The 21,107-nt window shown below is 64.1% G+C and carries 18 protein-coding genes; 7 read left to right on the forward strand and 11 right to left on the reverse strand.

Going from position 1 to position 21,107, the window contains the following annotated elements:
- Positions 1-127 precede the first annotated feature (127 nt).
- The 3 genes from JN280_RS28625 to JN280_RS28635 are packed head-to-tail and all read right to left on the reverse strand — an operon-like array spanning position 128 to position 2,737.
- Entirely contained in the window at positions 128-745 is a 618-nt protein-coding gene (locus JN280_RS28625) for a hypothetical protein (protein ID WP_202307336.1), read from the reverse strand.
- A 16-nt stretch (positions 746-761) separates the two neighbouring features.
- Positions 762-1,211 (reverse strand): DNA polymerase III subunit chi, encoded by a 450-nt coding sequence (locus tag JN280_RS28630; RefSeq protein ID WP_202307338.1) that lies wholly within the window; start codon positions 1,209-1,211, stop codon positions 762-764.
- A 35-nt stretch (positions 1,212-1,246) separates the two neighbouring features.
- Entirely contained in the window at positions 1,247-2,737 is a 1,491-nt protein-coding gene (locus JN280_RS28635; protein ID WP_202307339.1) for a leucyl aminopeptidase, read from the reverse strand.
- A 164-nt stretch (positions 2,738-2,901) separates the two neighbouring features.
- Between JN280_RS28635 and JN280_RS28640 the strand changes: the two genes are divergently transcribed.
- From JN280_RS28640 to rsmA, 7 genes are all read left to right on the forward strand, one after another.
- On the forward strand, positions 2,902-3,687 hold the full coding sequence (locus JN280_RS28640; protein WP_202307340.1) for a phosphatase PAP2 family protein: 786 nt from the start codon (positions 2,902-2,904) through the stop codon (positions 3,685-3,687).
- Between the two features lie 209 nt (positions 3,688-3,896).
- Positions 3,897-5,099, forward strand: coding sequence for an LPS export ABC transporter permease LptF (lptF, locus tag JN280_RS28645; RefSeq protein WP_202307341.1), 1,203 nt, complete (start codon positions 3,897-3,899; stop codon positions 5,097-5,099).
- Position 5,100: 1 nt separating this feature from the next.
- Positions 5,101-6,183: an LPS export ABC transporter permease LptG gene (gene lptG / locus JN280_RS28650; protein ID WP_202307342.1), complete on the forward strand. Its 1,083-nt coding sequence runs from the start codon at positions 5,101-5,103 to the stop codon at positions 6,181-6,183.
- Positions 6,183-8,600, forward strand: a complete 2,418-nt coding sequence (locus JN280_RS28655; RefSeq protein ID WP_446720791.1) for an LPS-assembly protein LptD — start codon at positions 6,183-6,185, stop codon at positions 8,598-8,600. The genes lptG and JN280_RS28655 overlap by 1 nt, the downstream gene beginning before the upstream one ends.
- Positions 8,601-8,697: 97 nt before the next feature.
- Entirely contained in the window at positions 8,698-9,636 is a 939-nt protein-coding gene (locus tag JN280_RS28660) for a peptidylprolyl isomerase (protein ID WP_202307344.1), read from the forward strand.
- A 19-nt stretch (positions 9,637-9,655) separates the two neighbouring features.
- A complete protein-coding gene (gene pdxA, locus JN280_RS28665) occupies positions 9,656-10,681 on the forward strand; it encodes a 4-hydroxythreonine-4-phosphate dehydrogenase PdxA (RefSeq protein ID WP_202307346.1) in 1,026 nt (341 codons plus the stop codon).
- Positions 10,678-11,502 (forward strand): 16S rRNA (adenine(1518)-N(6)/adenine(1519)-N(6))-dimethyltransferase RsmA, encoded by an 825-nt coding sequence (rsmA, locus tag JN280_RS28670; RefSeq protein ID WP_202307348.1) that lies wholly within the window; start codon positions 10,678-10,680, stop codon positions 11,500-11,502. Before pdxA ends, rsmA begins: the two co-directional genes overlap by 4 nt.
- A 63-nt stretch (positions 11,503-11,565) precedes the next feature.
- On the opposite strand, the gene gmk is transcribed toward rsmA, so the two are convergent.
- From gmk to JN280_RS28710, 8 genes are all read right to left on the reverse strand, one after another.
- Positions 11,566-12,222 (reverse strand): guanylate kinase, encoded by a 657-nt coding sequence (gene gmk, locus JN280_RS28675; protein ID WP_446720792.1) that lies wholly within the window; start codon positions 12,220-12,222, stop codon positions 11,566-11,568.
- A gap of 3 nt (positions 12,223-12,225) precedes the next feature.
- The gene (locus JN280_RS28680; RefSeq protein ID WP_202307350.1) at positions 12,226-13,113 is read right to left on the reverse strand and encodes a YicC/YloC family endoribonuclease; all 888 of its coding nucleotides are present in this window, start codon (positions 13,111-13,113) and stop codon (positions 12,226-12,228) included.
- 62 nt (positions 13,114-13,175) lie between these two features.
- Positions 13,176-14,354: an endolytic transglycosylase MltG gene (gene mltG / locus JN280_RS28685; RefSeq protein WP_202307352.1), complete on the reverse strand. Its 1,179-nt coding sequence runs from the start codon at positions 14,352-14,354 to the stop codon at positions 13,176-13,178.
- 96 nt (positions 14,355-14,450) lie between these two features.
- The gene (fabF, locus tag JN280_RS28690; RefSeq protein WP_202307354.1) at positions 14,451-15,713 is read right to left on the reverse strand and encodes a beta-ketoacyl-ACP synthase II; all 1,263 of its coding nucleotides are present in this window, start codon (positions 15,711-15,713) and stop codon (positions 14,451-14,453) included.
- Between the two features lie 40 nt (positions 15,714-15,753).
- Positions 15,754-15,990 carry an acyl carrier protein gene (locus tag JN280_RS28695; protein ID WP_018427111.1) on the reverse strand — a complete coding sequence of 79 codons (237 nt, stop codon included), beginning with the start codon at positions 15,988-15,990 and terminating at the stop codon, positions 15,754-15,756.
- Between the two features lie 190 nt (positions 15,991-16,180).
- A complete protein-coding gene (gene fabG / locus JN280_RS28700; RefSeq protein ID WP_202307356.1) occupies positions 16,181-16,918 on the reverse strand; it encodes a 3-oxoacyl-[acyl-carrier-protein] reductase in 738 nt (245 codons plus the stop codon).
- Positions 16,919-16,979: 61 nt separating this feature from the next.
- The gene (fabD, locus tag JN280_RS28705) at positions 16,980-17,921 is read right to left on the reverse strand and encodes an ACP S-malonyltransferase (protein ID WP_202307358.1); all 942 of its coding nucleotides are present in this window, start codon (positions 17,919-17,921) and stop codon (positions 16,980-16,982) included.
- Positions 17,922-18,041: 120 nt separating this feature from the next.
- The gene (locus tag JN280_RS28710) at positions 18,042-20,771 is read right to left on the reverse strand and encodes a bifunctional diguanylate cyclase/phosphodiesterase (RefSeq protein ID WP_202307360.1); all 2,730 of its coding nucleotides are present in this window, start codon (positions 20,769-20,771) and stop codon (positions 18,042-18,044) included.
- Positions 20,772-21,107 lie beyond the last annotated feature (336 nt).

The following is a 21,107-nucleotide window of genomic DNA, read 5'->3' on the forward strand; positions in this document are numbered from 1 at the left end:
GGGTGCGTAGATTCTTCTGGCGGCCTCGTGATGCCGCGCAGTTGTGGACTTGCAGCACGGGTTTCATCGTCCGGACGCGGATACGATTTGCCGCACACCGAATCGAGCCTACGCGGGCGTCGCCCTTTCAGGAGCGGCCGCCCGCTCCCCTGCCCCAGCGCGACCGCGGCGGCTGCGAATTGGGGTTCGGTGGATGACCGCCGCGGCGCAGCGCCAGCACGAAACCGATGAAGCCTATGCCCATGAGGGCAAAGCCGAGAGGTTGCGCACGTTCGTCGTAGCTTGCGGCGCCGGCGCGCAGAATGAGATCGACCGACTTCATTTCGATGCCCTCGGCATCTCCGGGGCCGACCGTGAAGACATAGGGCCCGTCGCTCGCGTCGGAAATGACACCGCCGTCGTCGCGGTAGACCCGCTCGCCGCTCTGCGGACTGTCGGCGCGCGGAGCCGCATCGACGAAGTTCAGGGTTTCGGCGAGCACGGTCCGGCCACCTGTCGCCGCCGTGATGGTCAGCACGGTGCGCTCGTTGGTCAGGCGTGGCGCTCCGATCGACGTCATGTCGACCAGCACCCGGACCGGCACGTCTGCCGCCGAGAGCTTCGTCTCGATCGAATGGAAACCGGAACCGCGCTCGTAGACGCGCCACGAGCCGATCTCCTTTCCGGAGAAATTCTGGATGACGAAGGGATATCCGATGCCAAGGACGGCACCAGCCAGGAGCATCAGGAGAAAGAAGAAGCGCATCGGGAACTCATCTTCATCAAACCTTACGCTCCCAGCGTCGGTCCGGCGTCTGCTGCCAGTAGGTGACGGCATGACCCGCAGCCTTCATGGCCTTCCACTGCTCGCGTGCGCCTTCCAGCTGCATGGCGTCGTGGCCGTCAAACATGAAGACGGCGCGGGCGTAGGATGTCAGGTCGGGCGGCGATGCACCGTCGACCAGGAAGCGTATCTCAGCATTGTTGCCATTGGCCATGCCGGTGGTGAGCAGGATCGGCTGGTCGGCCTGATGCGGCTCGCGGTCGGTGGCATGCGCAAGGAAGGACTCGTCGCGGTAGGTCCAAAGAAGCGTGTCGAGCGCGTCGCGCCGCTCCTCGGTCCCGGTCTGGACCACAACCTTCCAGCCGCGCTGGACGCTGCGTTTCAGCAAGCCCGGCAGCGCTTCCTCCAATCTGGACTCCGTCAGATGATAAAACAGGACTTCCGCCATAGCCCCCTGAACCCGCCTCTATCGCCGTCCAAGGATCATCCCTCGTAGTAGTCCCGGACCAGCCGGTCCAGCAGCCGGACTCCGAAGCCGGACGCCCAGGACTGGTTGATCTCGTTTGCCGGCGAGCCCATGGCCGTGCCGGCTATGTCGAGATGCGCCCAGGGCGTGTCCTTGACGAAACGCTGCAGGAATTGCGCCGCGATGATCGCGCCGCCGAAGCGGCCACCGATGTTCTTCATGTCGGCGTTCTTGGAATCGATCAGCTTGTCGTAGTCGGGACCGAGCGGCATCCGCCACACGCGCTCCTGCGTCGACTGGCCGACCATGAACAGCCGGGCCGCCAGCTCGTCATTGTTGGAGAACAGCCCCGCATGGTGGTTTCCGAGCGCCACCATGATCGCGCCGGTGAGCGTCGCCAGATCGATCATGAATTTCGGCTGGAAGCGGTCGTTGCAGTACCACAAGACATCGCAGAGCACGAGCCGCCCCTCGGCATCCGTGTTCAGCACCTCTACAGTCTGTCCGGACATCGAGGTGACGATGTCGCCCGGGCGCTGGGCATTGCCGTCGACATTGTTCTCGACGCAGCCGATGATGCCCACGGCATTCACCTTGGCCTTGCGGGCGGCAAGGGCATGCATGATCCCGGTGACGACCGCCGCGCCGCCCATGTCGCCTTTCATGTCCTCCATGCCTGCCGCGGGTTTCATCGAATTGCCGCCGGTGTCGAAGGTCACGCCCTTGCCGACAAACGCGATCGGCTTGTCCTTGGCCTTGCCCCCGTTCCACTCCATCACGACGAGCCGGGGCGGCCGTGCGGAGCCCTGCGCCACGCCCATGAGCGCGCCCATGCCGAGCTTCCTGATCTCCTTTTCCGTGAGCACCTCGACCTTGACGCCGAGCTTCTCCAATTCCTTGGCGCGCATGGCGAACTCGACCGGTCCCAGGGCGTTGGCCGGTTCGTTGACCAGGTCGCGTGCGAGCAGCACCCCGCCTGTCGCAGCCTCGGCCGCGGCAAAGGCCTTCCGGGCGCCGGCAGGATCGGCGCAATGGATGGTGATCTTCACCTGACGCGGCGGCGTCTTCTCGCCATTCTCGTCCTTGCGTGTCTTGTACTTGTCGAAGACGTAGGCCCGCAGCAGCATGCCGGCCGCCGCATTGGCGGCATCCCCGGCACCGACCTTGGTTTCCGGGACATCGAGAATCACGGCGACCTCCGTCGGCTTGCGCAATGCTCCGAATACCGAACCGCCGATCCGGAGCCACCCATATTCGGTCAGGGCCGAGACCTTGCCGACGCCAACGACGACGACGCGCTCATAGGGCGTGCCCGCCGGCGTGAGCACGTCGGTGCTCGTTCCCATCTTGCCGGTGAAATCCGCGACCGTCAGGGCGCGATCGAGCACCTTGGCGGGATCGCAAGCAATTGCGGCCTCGCTCATTCCGGCCTCTTCCGCCGACAACAGGACGACGACACCCTTTTTCGGGGTCGCGAGTTTGGCGAAGCTGATCGTCGGCGATGTCATCGGGAATCCTGGCTGAGAACTGGCGAGTGGAAAACGACCTTTGGCGGTTTTGCTTGCTTTGGCAAGGCCGCCGGCCGCATGAAAGGCGCACCGGCACGGCTTTTGGCCGTTGCCGCCATTTCGCGGTTGACGAGGCGTTGCGCTAGTGGAATGAGCCGCGTCCTATGAGCCAGCGCACCCACGGCAAGGTCAGCATGAAACCGGCGAGCGATCTGCCGGACCTGTCCCCCTTTTCGGATGTCACGACAGCCCTGCTTCTGACAGTGGCGCTGCTGGCGGCGCTCCTCGCGTTCCATTTCTTTCCTGGCGTCGACCGCGCCGCCGCCGCTCTGTTCTTCGATGAAACAGCCTGCGGCTCGGCGAAAAGCGCCGGCTCCGTCTGCGGTTTCTTCCCAGCAGGCGAAATGGCTCCGATGAGGGCGCTGCGGCAGTTCCTTCAACATCTTCCCGCGGCCTGCGCAGCGGGATTGGCCGCGGCCGCCCTGACGCGACTGCGCATGGGCGAGGAATTGTGGGGACCGTGGGCGCTGCGGGTCGGCGCAGTGTTCTGGACCTACGTGCTGTCTGTCGGCTTGATCGTCAACGGCATCTTCAAGGAACTCTGGGGGCGCCCGCGGCCGGTCCAGACCGACATCTTCGGCGGGCCGCTCCCCTTCGTGCCCGCGGGCGAGATCTCGGCCTATTGCCAGTCCAACTGCTCCTTCATCTCCGGCGAGGCGGCAGCCTCTGCCTGGCTGATCTGCCTGGTGGCGCTGCTGCCGCGTCAATATGCCGGTCTCAGACCCTTCGCCTTCGCCGTGGCCGCTTTCGTTGCCGTGCTGACGTCGGGGCTGCGGATGTCGTTCGGCGGCCACTATCTTTCCGACGTGGTTCTCGCGAGCCTCGCCACGCTGGTCGTCTTCTCTCTGCTGGCCGTCGCGGCTGTCCGGTTCCCACGCACGCAATCGTGAGCTTCCACGCGCGAAGGCGATCTGTTAAGGCTTTGTTTACCTAGCCTATTGGCGCTTTGTTAGCCAATGTCGCTCAACTATCGCGCTGGCTCGGAGAACACGGCGCCCGATCGCAAGGATTTGGCGCAACCTATTGAAACACGCAGGCGGATCGTTCCAGCTTGCCAACGGTGCGCCGGGCGGCGCAGGCACATGGAATAGCCCTGCGGATGAAGATCCTCGAACGCTACATCCTACGCCGGACGTTCGTGGTTGCGCTCGCAGCCCTGTTCTGGACGCTGGCCGTGGTGTGGACGGTGCAGGCCCTGTCGCGAATCAACCTCGTCACCGACAGCGGGCAATCCGCCTTGGCCTTCTTCCATCTGGCGACGCTGGTGCTGCCCTCGATCATCCCGGTCGTGCTGCCCTTCGCCGTGGCGATCGGCATCAGCCAGACGCTGACGATGATGAACAGCGATTCGGAACTGGCCGTGATCAGCGCGGCCGGCAGTTCGAGGATGACCACCATCCGGCCGGCCCTGGCCCTTGCCCTCGGGGCCTGCCTGACCTCCTTCTTCGTGCAGAACGTCATCGACCCCGGCGCGCGACTCGGCGTACGCACACTGCTCGCCCAGGCAAGCGCCGACCTTCTTTCGACCGTCATCACCGAAGGCACGTTCCGCAAGGTCAGCGACGGCCTCTATGTGCAGGTCGGCGAACGCCTGCCCGACGGACGGCTCGGCGGCATCTTCGTCGCCGACTCCCGGCAAAAGGATGTCGATCTCGCCTATTATGCCAAGGAAGGCGCACTGACGAACCGCAATGGTCGCGCAATGTTGGTGATGAATGACGGAGTCGTTCATCGCAAGACGCCGGCAGGAGAAGTTTCGGTGATCCGTTTCACCTCCTACGTGTTCGACCTGTCGGTGTTCACTTCGGCCAGCCAGCACCTGGTCATCTACGCGAAGGACCGGTCGCTCGCCTATCTGGCCGATCCCGACCCGAACGATCCGTTCTTCAAGGCTAATCCGCAGGAGTTCAACTCGATCTTCCACCAGCGGCTGACCGAATGGCTCTATCCTCTTGTTTTCGCGCTGATCGCGCTGGCGGTGGCCGGCGACGCCCGCTCGCATCGCGAGGCACGCGTCCACCCGATGATCACGGCGCTCACCATTGCGCTGATCGTCCGCTGGATCAGCTTCTTCGCTGCCGGTAAAGCGGAGACCGACGCCAACTATGTGCCGCTGCTCTACGTCATTCCGCTCGTCGCGGCGGGACTTTCCGTGTGGTGCCTGGCCACCAACAGGCCGATGGAACTCCCTGTCAACTGGACCGATCGCGCGGCCACCCTTTTGCGCCAGGTCGGAGAACGCCTGACCGTCCTCAGACTGCGGCTGTTCGGCGCCTCGTCTCCCGGCGGAGGCTCGGCCTGACATGGGTTGGACGCTGAGCCGCTACTTCTTCCTCCGCTACGTCGTCATCACGTCGTGGTTCTTTATCGGCATTTCGGCGCTGGTATTCATCATCGACTTCACCGAACTGTCGTCCCGCACCTCGGATATTCCCGGCTTCTCGGCCGGCCTGGCGCTTTCCGTGTCGGCGATGCGCGTTCCCATGGTGATGCAGCAGACCGTTCCGTTCATCGCGCTGTTCGCCGCGATGGCGACCCTGGTTTCGCTCAACCGCAAATATGAGCTCGTGGTCGCACGATCGGTCGGCGTGTCCGCCTGGCAGTTCCTCCGGCCCGCCTGCTTCGGCGCGCTGCTGCTCGGTCTGCTGACGGTCGGCGTAATGAACCCGATCGCCGCCGCCGGCTATTCGCGCGCCGAGGAGATCGAGGCTTCCTACCGCTCCGGCAACGGGGCCGCCGTCGCGGCGTCCGCTCCATGGATAAGGCAAACGACCAGGGCCGGAGACACGATCATCGGGGCGCGCAGCGTCCTCAACCAGGGCCTGGAACTGGTCGACGCCGTGTTCTTCCGCATCGACAATGCCGACAATATCGCTGAGCGGCTGGACGCTCGCAGCGCCTATTTGCGCAACGGCCACTGGGAGTTGCACGACGTCTCGCGCATGGTCGAGGGTTCGCTGCCGCAGAAGATCGAATCCCTCGAGGTGGAAACGAATCTGCGCCCTGAATTCGTGCAGGAGCGGCTCGCCAGGCCCGACACGATTCCCTTCTTCGAACTGCCCGCCAAGATAGAGGTCGCCCGGTCTTTCGGGCTCAAGGCCAATGCCTTCGCCATGCAGTTCCACTCGCTCGTGGCGCTGCCGCTGCTGCTTGTGGCGATGACGCTTATCGCCGCCACCGTCTCGATGCGCTTCGCGCGTCTGGGACAATCCGCAACGATGATTTTGGGTGGCATCGTTGCCGGCTTTCTGCTTTATGTTAGCTCGGTTTTGGTGAAAGCGTTCGGCACGGCGGGATTCGTCCCACCGGCAATCGCAGCATGGCTGCCGGTTGTCGTGGCAATGTTCTTTGGGGTGACGTTTCTGCTGTACAAGGAGGACGGTTAGTGGCGGTCGCGCTAACTGAGGGGTCTAAGCTCGTCCGTCTGAAGCGCCTTCTCGGCGCAACGGCTCTGGCGTGCCTGTTTGCTTGCGGCGCGCTGCCCCAGGCTGCCGATGCTCAATCTCTGGATCTCGAACGCGACGTCTCGCCGAATGCGCAGATGCTGCTGGAGGCCGATACGCTGGTCTATGACAACGACAACCGCACGGTGACGGCAGTCGGCGGCGTCCAGATCGACTATGACGGCAACAGGCTCGTTGCCCAGCGCGTCACCTATCACCGCGATTCCAATCGGCTCGTGGCGAGCGGGGCCGTCCAGATCATCGAAAAGGACGGCAACAAGATCTATTCCGACGAGATCGACATCACCGACGACTTCCGCGACGGTTTCGTCAACGCGCTGCGAGTGGAGACGCCGGACAAGACCTATTTCGCGGCCGAAAGCGCCGACCGCGAGGGCGGCGTGGTCACGACCTTCAACAATGGCGTCTACACGGCTTGCGAACCCTGCGAGGAAAGGCCCGACAGGGCGCCGGTCTGGCGCATCAAGGCGCGCAAGATCATCTGGGACGGCAAGGCCAAGACGGTCCGCTTCGAGCAGTCGCGTTTCGAGATGTTCGGCTTCCCGATCGCCTACCTGCCGGCCTTCGAGGTCGCCGACCCGACGGTGAAGCGCAAGACCGGCTTCCTGATCCCCGGGGTAACCTACAAGAGCGAACTCGGTATCGGCGCGATCGTGCCCTTCTATATCGCGCTCTCGCCGACTTACGATCTTACCCTGCAGGGTCGGTACTATTCCCGTCAGGGCTTTCTGGGCCAGGCCGAATGGCGCCAGCGCTTCAACAACGGCCAGTACAACCTCAAGATTGCCGGTATCCGCCAGGGCGATCCCGATGCCTTCGACCTCAATACGGTCGACCGCGGTACGGTAGCCGACCCCACCCGTTTCCGAGGCATGGCCGCGTCGAAGGGCGACTTCGTCATCAACGAGCGCTGGACGGCCGGCTGGGACATCATGGTCCAGACGGACAAGAACTTTTCCAGGACCTACAGCATCGGGGGCTACACCGCCCTCGTGAACGCCTCGCAGGTGTATCTCACGGGCCTGGGCGACAGGAACTTCTTCGATCTGCGCGGCTATCGCTTCCAGGTGCAGGAGAGTATTCAGGATCGTTTCCCCTCGGCACGCAATCCTCAGCAGCCCTGGGTGCTGCCAAGCTTCGACTACTCCTTCACGAATGATGATCCGGTCGCGGGCGGCGAGTTCAATCTCGACATCAATTCCCGACTGATCTACCGCGACAAGCTCGATGAGGCGTTCCGCTTTGAAACCGTGGATGGTGTCCGCCAGAAGCAAGTCACTGCGGTGCGCGGCATCGAGGGCACCAGCGGGCGGGTCACGGCGGACGCCGAGTGGAAGCGAAGCTTCGTCAGCGACGGAGGGCTCGTGGTCACCCCGCTGCTCGCCTTCCAGGCCGATTCGACATTTGTGAACCAGACCGCCGCTTCGGTCGCGGCCATCAACGCCATGGCTGCCAACCCGCAAATCGACGCGACGGCGGATGTGCGTTCGGCCTATTATCGCTATATGGCCACGGCCGGGCTCGACCTGCGCTGGCCGGTTCTTTTCTCGTCGACCTCCTCGACACATGTGCTGGAGCCTGTCGCTCAGATCTTTGCCCGCCCGAACGAGCAATACGAGGAGACGCTGGGTATCCCCAACGAGGATGCCCAGAGCTTCGTCTTCGACGCCACGACCCTGTTCGAGCGCGACAAGTTCTCCGGCTATGATCACGTCGAAGGCGGCACCCGTACCAATGTCGGATTCCGCTATTCGGGCACTTTCGGCGGCGGCTGGACGACCAATGCGATCGTCGGTCAGTCCTATCACATCGCCGGCGACAACTCCTTCGACAGCCCCGATCTCGTGAATGTCGGCGCCTATTCCGGCCTCGAAACGGAACGGTCGGACTATGTCGGACTGGTCGGGTTCGCTACTCCCTTCGGCCTGTCGGCTTCGGCGAGCACCCGTCTCGACGAACAGACGCTCGAAGTTCGCCGCGCCGAGCTCAGGGCCGGTCTGAGCACCAAGAGGGGATCGCTGACGGCGAAATATGCCTTCATCCAGGCCCAGCCGCTCTACGGCTTCCCCACGGACCGCAAGGAGGTCACGCTGGCCGCGAGTGCACGGCTGCATGAATATTGGCGCGTCTTCGGATCGGGCACTTACGACTTCGAGGCGAACATGACGACGCGCGATTCGTTCGGTTTCGCTTACGACGACGAGTGTTTCTCCTATTCGATGACCTTCTCGGAACTCCGGAGCACCGACAGGAGAGAAACCTCTCAGACGGTGGGATTCAACATCTCGTTCCGCACGATCGGCGACTTCGGATCGAGTTCTCTCGGCTCGATCCAATGACGCGTCATCGTTTCGCCGCATAGGGCGGCGAGAAATTGCTGCTTTCAGCACGCCCGGCCTCGGGCTCATGGGCGTGCCGTAAACGGGGACAACTATCATGACCGCGATCAGAAAGCGCCTCGCCGCATCCGGAATCGCTTTCCTGTTGGCCATGGCCACGGCTCCTGTTGCCCTGGACGTCGACGTTGCCTATGCCAGCGAGATCAAATATGTCGTGAACAACGTGCCTATCACGTCCTACGACATCCAGCGGCGGGTAGCCTTCTTCAAGCTGCAGCGTCGGTCCGGCGGCGCCAAGGAGGCGGCTGACGACTTGATCGAGCAGGCGATCCGCACTTCGGAAACCAAGCGCCTGGGGATCAGGATCACCGACCAGCAGGTCGACGACGCCTATGGCCGCTTCGCAGCCCAGAACAAGATGCAGCCGGCCCAAATGGACCAGATCCTCAACCAGACGGGCGTGACCAAGGCGCATTTCAAGGATTTCATCCGCTCGCAGATGGGCTGGAGCCAGGTACTGCAGGCGAAGTATCGGGCATCCGGCACGCTCAGCGAACAGGATGTGGTGCAACGCATGCTGCAGAAAGGCGGCAACAAGCCCAAAGCCACGGAATACATGCTCCAGCAGGTCGTCTTCGTGGTGCCGGCTGCGGACCGCAAGGCGTTGCTCGGCAAGCGCAAGCGCGAGGCCGACGCCATGCGCTCACGGTTCTCCGGCTGCGACAAGACCCGCGAATTCGCCAAGGGCCTGGTCGACGTCACCGTGCGCGACCTAGGCCGCGTGCTTGCACCCGAACTGCCGCCGGCATGGGCCGATGCGATCAAGAGCACGCAAACCGGCGCGGCCACCCCGGCCCGGGAAACAGAGCGCGGCGTCGAGTTCATCGGCATCTGCAGCGCCAAGGAGGTCTCCGACGACCGCGTCGCGCAGATGGTCTTCCAGAACGAAGCGACCAAGCAGGGCGGCGAAGCCGAGGACTTCTCGAAAAAATATATGGAAGAACTGCGCAAGAAGGCCAAGATCGTCCAACGCTGATCAATGACGCGCAGCCCAATTGTCCGAGAATATCCCGCTTCCGCTTGCGCTTACGGCTGGTGATCCTTCCGGTATCGGCCTGGAGATCGCTGTCGCCGCCTGGCTCGGCCGCCAGGCGCTCGACCTTCCGCCTTTCTATCTGATCGGAGATCCCGAGCTTCTCGCCGCCCGCGCGAAAGCGCTCGGTCGAGACGTGCCGGTCGCGACCGTCACGCCGGGCGAATCGGCCGAGGTGTTCGCGCAGGCTTTTCCGATCGCGCCGCTGCCGTCGCGCTTCACGGATACGATTGGCGTCGCCGATCCGGCCAATGCCGCGGGGATCGTCGCTTCGATCGACCGTGCGGTCGCCGATGTCTTTGCCGGAAAGGCCTCCGGGGTGGTCACCTTGCCGGTCGCCAAAAAGTCTCTCTACGATGCCGGCTTCGCATTCCCCGGCCATACGGAGTATCTTGCCGAGCTTGCATCCCGGCAGACGGGGCGTCAGGTCCAGCCGGTCATGATGCTCGCCGGCCCCGAACTGCGGGCGGTACCGGTAACCATACACATTCCCCTCGCCGAGGTTCCGACGGTCCTCACGACCGAGCTGATCGTCTCGACCGGCCGGATTGTCGCGAACGATCTGCGGAACCGTTTCGCGATAGCGCGACCACGCCTCGTGCTGGCCGGATTGAACCCGCATGCCGGCGAACAGGGCGCGATCGGTACCGAGGACGAGACGATCGTGCGGCCGGCCGTCGAGGCGCTGCGCGCCGAAGGCATCGACGCGGTCGGGCCGCGGCCCGCCGACACCATGTTCCACGCCGCGGCCCGCAAGCGCTACGACGCGGCCCTGTGCATGTATCACGACCAGGCCCTCATCCCTGCCAAGGCGCTAGGCTTCGACGACACGGTCAATGTCACGCTCGGACTTCCATTAGTTCGCACCTCGCCTGACCATGGGACCGCCCTGGACATCGCCGGCCGTGGCATCGCGCGCCCGGACAGCCTGATCGCCGCGCTGAAGCTCGCGGCCCGGCTCGGCACCGGCAAGACCGGCTCCGCATGAGCATCGACGGGCTGCCGCCGCTCCGCGACGTGATCGAACGCCATGGGCTCGCGGCGAAGAAGTCGCTCGGCCAGAACTTCCTGCTCGACTTGAACCTCACCGGCAAGATCGCACGCGCGGCCGGCAATCTCGAAGCCACGACCGTGGTCGAGGTGGGCCCCGGCCCCGGCGGACTCACCCGGGCCCTTCTCATGCATGGCGCCGCGCGCGTCGTAGCGATCGAACGCGACGATCGATGCCTCGCCGCTCTGGCTGAGATCGCCGGCCACTATCCCGGTCGCCTCGACATTGTCGCCGACGACGCGCTGAAGATCGATTTCGCCGCACTCGCGGACGGCCAGCCGCTCAAGATCGTTGCCAACCTCCCCTACAATATCGGCACGGAGCTCCTGGTACGCTGGCTGACCGTTCCTGTCTGGCCGCCCTTCTACACATCCATGACCCTGATGTTCCAACGCGAAGTCGCCGAACGCATCGTCGCCGCACCGGGCAGCGGCGCCTATGGCCGGTTGGGTGTTCTGGCCGGCTGGAGGACGGAAGCGAGAATCGTTTTCGACGTGCCGCGCCAGGCATTCGTGCCGCCGCCAAAGATCACATCGTCGGTCGTGCACCTCGTGCCCCGGGCAGAGCCGGTGCGGACCGATGTCCTCAAGCTTGGCCGGGTCACCGAAGCGGCCTTCGGCCAGCGCCGCAAAATGCTGCGCCAGAGCCTGAAGAGCGTCGGCGGGGAAAGGCTCCTCGAAGCGACCGGCATCGACGGCACCCGGCGGGCCGAGACGCTGAGCGTCGCCGAATTCGTGGCACTCGCAAACGCGCTGTAGGGTGGTCGCGCGGCCCCGCTGGCGTCACCAACGAACCCGCAATCACGATCTCGCTTGTCCGGCCTATTCCGGCTTCTCGTCCAGCAGCCCCGAGACGAAGTCGAACAGGCCGGGCCTGCGGTCGCGGCGCAACCGCTCCGCCGTCACGATCGCTCTTACTTCCGCAAACGCCCGGTCGAGATCATGATTGATCACGACGTAGTCATATTCGCGCCAATGCTCGATCTCGACCCTGGCGTTCTTCAGGCGCGTGTCGATGGTGGATGCGGAATCCTCGGCACGGCGCTGCAGCCTGGACTTCAGCTCGGTCATCGACGGCGGCAGGATGAAGATCGAGACGATGTCGCCGCGCATCTTTTCCTTGAGCTGCTTGGCGCCTTGCCAGTCTATGTCGAACAGCATGTCACGGCCGTCCGCCATCGCCCTTTCGGCAGGCTCGCGCGGTGTCGCGTAGAAATTGCCGTGCACTTCCGCCCACTCCAGCAAGGCGTCGTTGTCGCGCAGCATTTCGAATTCGCGCCTGCTGCGGAAATGATAATGCACGCCGTCGATCTCGCTGCCGCGGCGCGGCCGCGTGGTCACGCTCACCGAAAGTTCGAAACCCGGGTCGCTCTCGATGAGGCTGCGGGCGATAGTCGACTTCCCCGCGCCCGACGGCGAGGAAAGCACAAGCATCAAGCCGCGCCGCTTGATCGCCTGCGATGGTCGCTCCTCGGCCATCCCTTACTCCAGATTCTGCACTTGCTCGCGAAACTGGTCGACGACGGCCTTCAATTCGAGGCCGATTGCCGTGACCGGCGCCGCATTGGACTTCGAGCAAAGCGTATTCGATTCGCGATTGAATTCCTGCGACAGGAAATCGAGCTTGCGGCCGATGGCGCCGCCGCCGGCGAGCAGGTTGCGACCGGAGGCGACATGGGTCTTCAGCCTGTCGATCTCCTCGCGAATGTCGGCCTTGGTGGCGAGGAAAGCCGCCTCCATATGGAGCCTGGTCTCGTCGAGACCCGTGCCCGGTTCCATCAGCAGCCGAACCTGCTCGGCGATACGCGCGCGGATCACGGCAGGATCGCGGGACGGATCGGCCTCCGCTGCAAGCGTCAATGCTTCGATGCGATCGAGATGGGCGCCGAGCACGAGACCGAGCGCCGTTCCTTCCGCCAAGCGTGCCTTTTCGAGGCCGGCCAGAGCCTCGTCCAAAACGCAGAGGATCGACTTGTCGAGGCGCGCCCGCTCCTCCTCGCTCTCCAGCGCTTCCGGCATTTCGAGCACGCCGCGCAGCGCGAGCAGCCCGTCGGCCGTGGCCGGAGCGACACCGAACTGCTCCTCCAACCTCTTCGCGAGGCCCGCCAGGTCCTTCAGGAAATCCTCGTTGACAACGGGCTGCACAGCAAGGCCGTCGCGCTGCACGGCCAGGCTCGCCTGGATGTTGCCGCGGGAGAAGCGCTTCTGGATCGCCTGGCGGGTGGCCTGCTCCAGCCGCTCGAAGCCGGGCGGCAGCCTCAGCCGGGCGTCGACGCCCTTGCCGTTCACCGACTTGATTTCCCAGGCGATCGCCGCGCCGTTGTGATCTGCGCCGGCACGCGCGAAGCCGGTCATGCTCTGCAAACTCATCGCCCTTGCCCGTCCAGTCGCGGCATCAGGCGGGATCCGGATCGGATCATTCCCGCGTCCCGCTATTGTTGGTTGGTCGACTGGGAGGCGCCACCGGCCTTCGCCGCCTCTTCCGCCTGCTTCTTTTCCACCGCGCGCCAGCGGGCGACATTCTTGTTGTGCTCTTCGAGCGTCGTGGCGAAGACATGGCCGCCCGTGCCGTCAGCGACGAAATAGAGATCGTCCGTCTTGGACGGATTGGCGACCGCCTCGAGCGCCGCCCGGCCGGGATTGGCGATCGGCGTCGGCGGCAGGCCGTTGATAAGATAGGTGTTGTAGGGCGTCGGCTTGTCGATGTCGGACTGGAAGATCGGACGGTCCGCCGGCTTGCCCCTGCCGCCGAACAGGCCGTAGATGATCGTCGGGTCCGACTGGAGCCGCATTCCCTTGTTGAGCCGATTGATGAACACCGAGGCCACGCGCGATCGCTCGTCGGCCCGGCCAGTCTCCTTCTCCACGATCGAGGCGAGCGTGACGAACTCTTCGATGGAGGCGATCGGCAGGTCGTCGGAACGACGCTCCCAGATGCTCTCCACCAGATTCCTCTGGTCGGCGAGCATCTTGTCGATGATCTGCTGGCGGCTCGTGCCGCGTGTGAAGCGCTGGGTGTCGGCGGCAAGCGTGCCCTCGGCCGGCATCGTCGAAGGCATGTCGCCGATGAGGGCTTCCTGCTCGGCGATACGCTGGAACGCCTGCTCGACGGTCAGGCCCTCCGGTATGGTCAGCGAATAGAGCACCGACTTGCCGCTCTTCAGGAGTTCCATGATGTCGCGCATGGAGGCGCCGGCCTTAACCTCGTACTCGCCCGCCTTCATCTTGCCTTCATTGCCATAGGCGCGAAGGCCGAGCTGGAAGATGCGCGCGTCGGAGATCAGGCCGCGGCGCTGGAGCTGGTCGGCGATCTCCTGGACCCCGGTATTCGGCTTGACCAGGAACGTGCTGACGGTCTGCGAGGGGCCGGCAGCGTCGAAGGCGCGCTTGCCGAAATAGACGGCGATACCGGCGGCCAGTGTGACCAGCACGACCGTCGACATCAGGAAATTGAGGAAGACCACGAACTGGTTGCGCGACTGGCGCGAACGCCGCGGCGGCGGCGTCCCGGCCTCTGGCCTCAACGCGTCGCTGGCGCTCTTCGGTACGATCGGTTTCGCTTGCGTCTCGCGCTGCGCGAGTTCGGCTTCGCTCGGAGGGTTCGTGTTCATCTCGCCTCGGTCCGTACTCGTCGATACTGGAATCGCGCCGAGACTAGATGCGAATATGGCGAAATTCGCGGCAAACCGCTCGTCGGAACGTTCGGGTCAGCCATTGTAGCGCTGGAAGATCAGCGAAGCGTTGGTGCCGCCGAAACCGAAGGAGTTGGACAGAGCGACATCGATCCGCCGCTCGCGCGGCTTGTTAGGGACGAGATCGATCGCTGTATCGCGCTCCGGATTGTCGAGATTGATCGTCGGCGGCGCGACATTGTCACGGATGGCGAGGATCGAGAAGATCGCCTCGGCCGCACCGGCCGCGCCGAGCAGATGCCCGATCGACGATTTCGTCGACGACATGGAGATCTTCGAGGCCGCATTGCCGACAAGGCGCTCGACGGCGCCGAGCTCGATCGTGTCGGCCATCGTCGAGGTGCCATGTGCGTTGATGTAATCGATGTCGGACGGTGCAAGCCTGGCGCGCTTCAGAGCGGAATTCATGCAACGGAACGCGCCGTCGCCATCTTCGGCAGGGGCCGTGATGTGATAGGCGTCGCCGGAAAGGCCGTAACCGGTAAACTCGGCGTAGATCTTCGCGCCACGCGCCTTGGCATGCTCGAGTTCCTCGAGCACCACGACGCCGGCGCCCTCGCCCATCACGAATCCGTCGCGATCCTTGTCGTAGGGGCGCGACGCCGTCTCGGGGCTGTCGTTGCGGTCGGTGGAGAGCGCCTTGCAGGCAGCGAAGCCCGCCAGCGCAAGCCGCCCGATCGGAGATTCGGCGCCGCCGGCCAGCATCACGTCGGCGTCGCCGAACATGATCAGCCTGGCCGCATCGCCGATCGCATGGGCACCGGTCGAGCAGGCGGTGACGACGGCGTGATTCGGGCCCTTCAGTCCATGGCGGATCGACACCTGACCCGACACCAGATTGATGATGTTACCGGGAATGAAGAAAGGGCTGATGCGGCGTGGGCCGCGTTCCTTTAGAATGAGCGCGTTTTCCGAGATACCCTCGATGCCGCCGATGCCCGAACCGATCATGACGCCCGTGGCGCAACGTTCTTCCTCGGTTTTCGGCTGCCAGCCGGAATCCTTCAGCGCCTCGTCAGCGGCCGCGATGCCATAGAGGATGAAATCGCCGATTTTCCGCAGTTCCTTCGGCTCGAGCACGGCCTCGGGATTGAAGCTGTGATCACTGCCGTCGCCACGCGGAATGACATTGGCGATCTTGCAGGCGAGATCTTCGACCTCGAATTCGGTGATGCGGCGGGCAGCACTGCGCCCGCTGAGCAATTGCCGCCAGGAATGCTCGACCCCGTAGCCGAACGGGGAGAGCAAACCCAGGCCCGTGACGACGACGCGTCTCATGGCTCAACTCTCCCCACGCAATACGGCATGATCGGTGGCGTCAGGCGGACGCCTTGTCGATGTACTTGACGGCATCGCCCACCGTCAGGATCGTCTCGGCCGCATCGTCCGGGATCTCGACACCGAACTCTTCCTCGAAGGCCATCACGAGCTCGACCGTGTCCAGGCTGTCTGCGCCGAGATCGTCGATGAAGCTTGCCGCCTCGGTGACCTTGTCGGCATCGACGCCAAGATGCTCGACAACGATCTTCTTGACGCGTTCTGCGGTATCGCTCATGTGGGCACCCTCGTCTTCTGAGATTATCTGTCTTCGTTAGCGGCCCGATTGCCGCTAATCAAGCTGAAAAGATGTTCCGTCCGGAACGGGACAGCGGAGCAGGTTCTTGCGTCCTCCCCCGCCGGATCGGAGGCCGCATTACACGAAAAATCGCGGCTGTCCAAGGTGAAAACGGCGCGATTCCGGCATCTCAGATCATCGCCATGCCGCCATTCACATGAATCGTCTGGCCAGTGACGTAAGAGGCTTCGTTGGAGGCGAGATATACGACCGCGGAGGCGACCTCGCCGCCGATGCCCATACGCTTCATGGGGATCGCCCCCATGATCGTTTCCTTCTGCTTGTCGTTCAGCTTGCCGGTCATGGCCGATTCGATGAAGCCTGGGGCGACGCAGTTGACCGTGATGGCGCGGCTGGCGATTTCCTGGGCGAGCGACTTCGAAAAGCCGATCATGCCGGCTTTCGATGCGCAATAGTTTGCCTGGCCCGGATTGCCGGTGACGCCGACGACGGAGCTGATGTTGACGATGCGGCCGAACCGACGCCGCATCATCGGATGCGTGAGCTCGCGCGTCAGCAGGAAAACGGCCGTCAGGTTGACCTCCAGAACCTGGTCCCAATCCTCGTCGGACATGCGCACGAAGAGGCCGTCCCTGGTGATGCCGGCATTGTTGACCAGTATGTCGACGCCATCGAGATCGGCTTCAGCCTTCTGACCGAGCGCCTTGACCTCGTCGCGTTGGGACAGGTCGGCAGGGAAGATCTTCACCCGCTCGCCAAGCTCGTTCGCCAGGGTCTCGAGCTTCTCCACCCGCGTCCCGTGCAGGCCGACCACGGCACCCTGCCCATGGAGGGCGCGGGCGACGGACTCGCCGATGCCTCCGGAAGCCCCGGTAACGAGCGCCTTGCGGCCAGTCAGATCGAACATTGGCTTTACTCCCCTGAAGACCGGAGCACTCCCTCGGCGAGGGACATGTCGAGGATTATCATTACACCAGCGTTGCGAGCGCGGCTTCCACATCGGTGGAATTACCCACGGCCGAAGTGGCAATTTCCTTGTCGATGCGCCGCGCCAGGCCCGACAGAACCTTGCCGGACCCGATCTCGTAGAGGGTCTTCACGCCATTTGCGCCGAACCATTCGACGGTTTCGCGCCAGCGCACCCGGCCGGTAACCTGCTCGACCAGGCTCGCGGCGATCGCGTCCGGATCGGTGAGCGTCCGTACCGCCACGTTTGCCACGACGGGAACGGCCGGCGCGTTCTTGACGACCTTGGCGAGCGCTTCGCGCATGGCCTCGGCGGCCGGCGCCATCAGGGCGGAATGGAACGGGGCGGAAACGGGCAGCATCAGTGCGCGCTTGGCTCCTTTTTCCGTGCACAGGCGCGCAGCGAGCTCTACCGCGGTCCTGGCGCCCGAAATCACCAGTTGCCCGCCGCCATTGTCGTTGGCGATCTGGCAGACCGAGTCGCGGGAGGCTTCCGCGCAGGCGGCCTCGACACCGGCCTGGTCGAGACCGAGGATCGCAGCCATTGCGCCTTCGCCGACCGGCACTGCCGCCTGCATGGCGTTGCCGCGGATTCGCAACAGGCGCGCCGTGTCGGCGATCGAGAACGTCCCGGCGGCCGCAAGCGCAGAATATTCGCCGAGCGAATGGCCGGCCACATAGGCGACCTTGTCTTTGAGGGAGAAACCGCGCGCTTCAAGCGCACGCAATGCGGCCAGCGACACCGCCATCAGGGCCGGCTGGGCATTCGCGGTCAGGGTAAGGGTCTCTTCCGGCCCTTCCCACATGATCGCGGAGAGCTTCTGGCCCAGCGCATCGTCGACCTCCTCGAAGACGGCTCGGGCTTCCGGGAACGAATCCGCCAGATCCCTGCCCATGCCGACGGACTGGCTGCCTTGCCCCGGGAAGGTGAAAGCGATCGACATATGAGGGCGTTTCTCCAACTTTTCTTCGGCTGCGTGTGGAGCAAGGATGGGCGCGGAGTCAAGGGCGGGCAAACGATACGCAGATCGTTGCCTGGCTTTCGATTACCGGCCGAACCGCCGTCAGCCGGCCGCGCGCCCGCGCCGGGCGAGGATGAAAGCCTCGAAATCGGCCGCGCTCATGGGCCTTGCGAATGCATAGCCCTGCAGTTCCTGGCATCCGAGTTCCCGCAGGATGCGCGCGTGTTCCATCGTCTCGACGCCTTCGGCGATCACTTCGATGCCGAGGGACCTGCCGATTTCGATGATCGACTGGACCAGATTGGTCTGCGCGGTCGACAACGTGATCGGCATGACGAGTTGGCGGTCTATCTTCAGCCGCCGCGGTCGCAGCTTGAGAAGGCTGACGATCGACGCGTAGCCGGTACCGAAATCGTCGATCTCGACATCAATGCCGAGTTCCTTGATCTGTTCGACGTTCCAGCCGATCAATTCGTCATTGTCGTCGAGGAAGATGGACTCCACGAGTTCAAACGAAACCGTGCCGCGGCGGATGTTCAGGCTGCGAAGGCTTCGGATCAGTTCCTCGTCGCCCAGGCGGCGGGCGGATACGTTCACGGCGATCCTGGGCACCCTCAGGCCGGCCCTGTTCCACTTCTCGAAATCCGCCAGGGACCGCTCCAACACCATCCTGTCGATCGTCGGGACGACGGAAAGCTCCTCGGCGATCTTCAGGAACCTGTCCGGCCCCAGCACGCCCTCGGTCGGGTGGTTCCAGCGGACCAGGGCTTCCACGCCGGCCACTTCCAGGCTACGCGCATCGAACTGAGGCTGATAGTGGACGATGAACTGCCCCTGCTCCAGGCCGTTGAGAATCTCGTCGGCGACACGCTTGGTGCTGACGATCTCCGCCTGAAGGGCTTCATTGAAGAATTGATGCTGGTTGCGGCCCCGGCTCTTGGCCCGATAAAGCGCGATGTCGGCATCGACGAGAAGGCTGCGCGGGTCGCTGCCGGCGCCGCTGTCGATCGAGATGCCGACGCTGACCCCGAAACGGCACTCGTGGCCTTCGTACATCACGGGTTCGCCCATCTTGCGGACGATGCGGTTGGCGAGCTCGGAGAGGTAGCGGTGGTTGGCGTCGGCGTCGTCACCGTCCAGCAGGCACATGACCACGAACTCGTCCCCTCCGACACGGGCGAGGAAATCGCTCGCGCGGACATTGGACTTGAGCACGCTCGCGGCATGAACGAGCATAGCGTCGCCCGCGGCATGGCCCAGCGTATCGTTGATCTGCTTGAAGCGGTCGAGGTCGATATGGAGAAGGGCGGTGCGTTCTGCTCTGTCCTCCCGCCTCGCCCGGAGTTCCAGCTTCTGGTCGAGGTAGCGGCGATTGGGGAGCCCGGTCAACGCGTCGTGAAGGGCCGTATGCTCAATCCGCGCCTTGGCCACCATCAGTTCCGCATGACGGGCTTCCATCAGATTCTTCGTGCGCCTTAGATCCTCGTTCCGCTCCACGTCGGCAGAAACGTCCCAGTTCACGCCGACGATCTTGGACGAGCCCTCCGCTCCCTCATAGATCGCGCCGATCGCGCGGATGTGGCGAATGACGCCATCGGGAAGCCGCACCCGGAACTCGGAGTAGTATCTTCCGGTGACGCCGATCGCCTCGTCGAAATCGCGTTCGGCACGTTCGAGATCTTCCGGGTGAAGTGCGTTCCGCCAGTCGGCATAGGTCCGCGGGCCGTCGTCGACGGGAAGCCCGTAGAGTTCGTTCATGCGGTCGTCCCAGACGAGTTCGTCCCGCGCCATGTCGAAGTCCCATACGCCGACCTGCGAGGTTTCCAGGGCCAGCCCCAGGCGGCGGGACAGTCGTTTGAGCTCCGTCTCTCGCCGACGCAATTCGCGGATATGGCGTTGCCGTTCTTCGACCAGCCGCGCCGTGACCAGCATGGGAATCACGATCAGCGCTCCGCACAGCAACACCACCGCGCGAAGGAGCCAGCGATTGTCGGGAGGTAAGTCCCAGCCTCCCTTGGGCACCGCGGCGATGCGCCAAGTCACGGATGGCAGCAATACATCAGCGTATTCCGGATCCTGGTCGAGGACAGAGGGCTCTCCGAAGAACGGCGTGTCCTGCCCGGCTGGCCCGTCGAGCCTCGCTATGGCCACATCGATGGGCATGCCTCGTTCCATGAGGCCGCTTTCCCGATAGAGCCGGTCGGCATCGATCACGACGGAAACGATTCCCCAGAAGCCGCCATTGGCACGCTTGGTGTAGACCGGGAAGCGGCCGATGAATGCCGTCCCGCCCTGAACGAGCTCGACCGGACCGGCGAGCACCAGTTCGCCGGTGTCTCGCGCCCGAAAAGCCGCCTCGCGCTGTGCCGCGTTCTCACGATAGTCGAGGCCGAGCGCCTTCTCGTTGCCCGCCAAGGGGTAGATGAGAGACACGACGAGGTCCGGCGCCGCGGCCACGCTGCGGATCTGCGACTGGTCATGGGGCAGCGCCGACGCCAGCCTCGCGAATCGGTCCTGGTTCATGTCGGGCTCGGTCGCAATCGTGGCCACCAGCCCGCGCACGAGCTGGATGTTGCCGCTGACGTTGCCCTCGAGCTTCGCGCGAATCAGCTCGATGCGGGCGCGTACCTGGGCGCGCAGTTCCTGGCGGAAAATCTCGTGGTTCTGGGCTTCTGCGAAAAAGGCCGCACCCAAGATAACCGCGATCGCAATGGCGGTAGGGACGTTGGTCGTCCGGAAGATCGCCCTGAAAAACCGGCGACGAATTCGTCCGAATAAGTCCACCTTGTCGCCACCCGCACTTTGCCCGTTGAGGCCTATACGGATAGCCATAGTAGCAACTGCTTAAGCTAGGCTTTATTATTAGCGCACGCGTTTTCCAAATGCGCATGGGCGCCCCGCATCAGAACCCGCCGCTGCCCGGCCACCCGGTTGCGGGACTGTTTCGCGCCGGTCCGGAGCGGATGCTGCGCAAAGAAACTCTCGGCGCGCTTCGTCGGCTCTTGCCTTTCCAGGCTTTCCCTTGTATGAGCCGCCGCAATCTGCCGGTCCCGACCGGGGGCTGAACGGAGGGCTGGGCCGTGCGCCGGGATGTTGTCCCGACCGCTGTTCGTCGCGAAGCCGAAGGTGCTTCCGCCTCCCGTGTCTCCGCTCTCGACCGTCTCGTCA

Source organism: Mesorhizobium sp. L-8-10, assembly GCF_016756635.1.
GTDB lineage: Bacteria > Pseudomonadota > Alphaproteobacteria > Rhizobiales > Rhizobiaceae.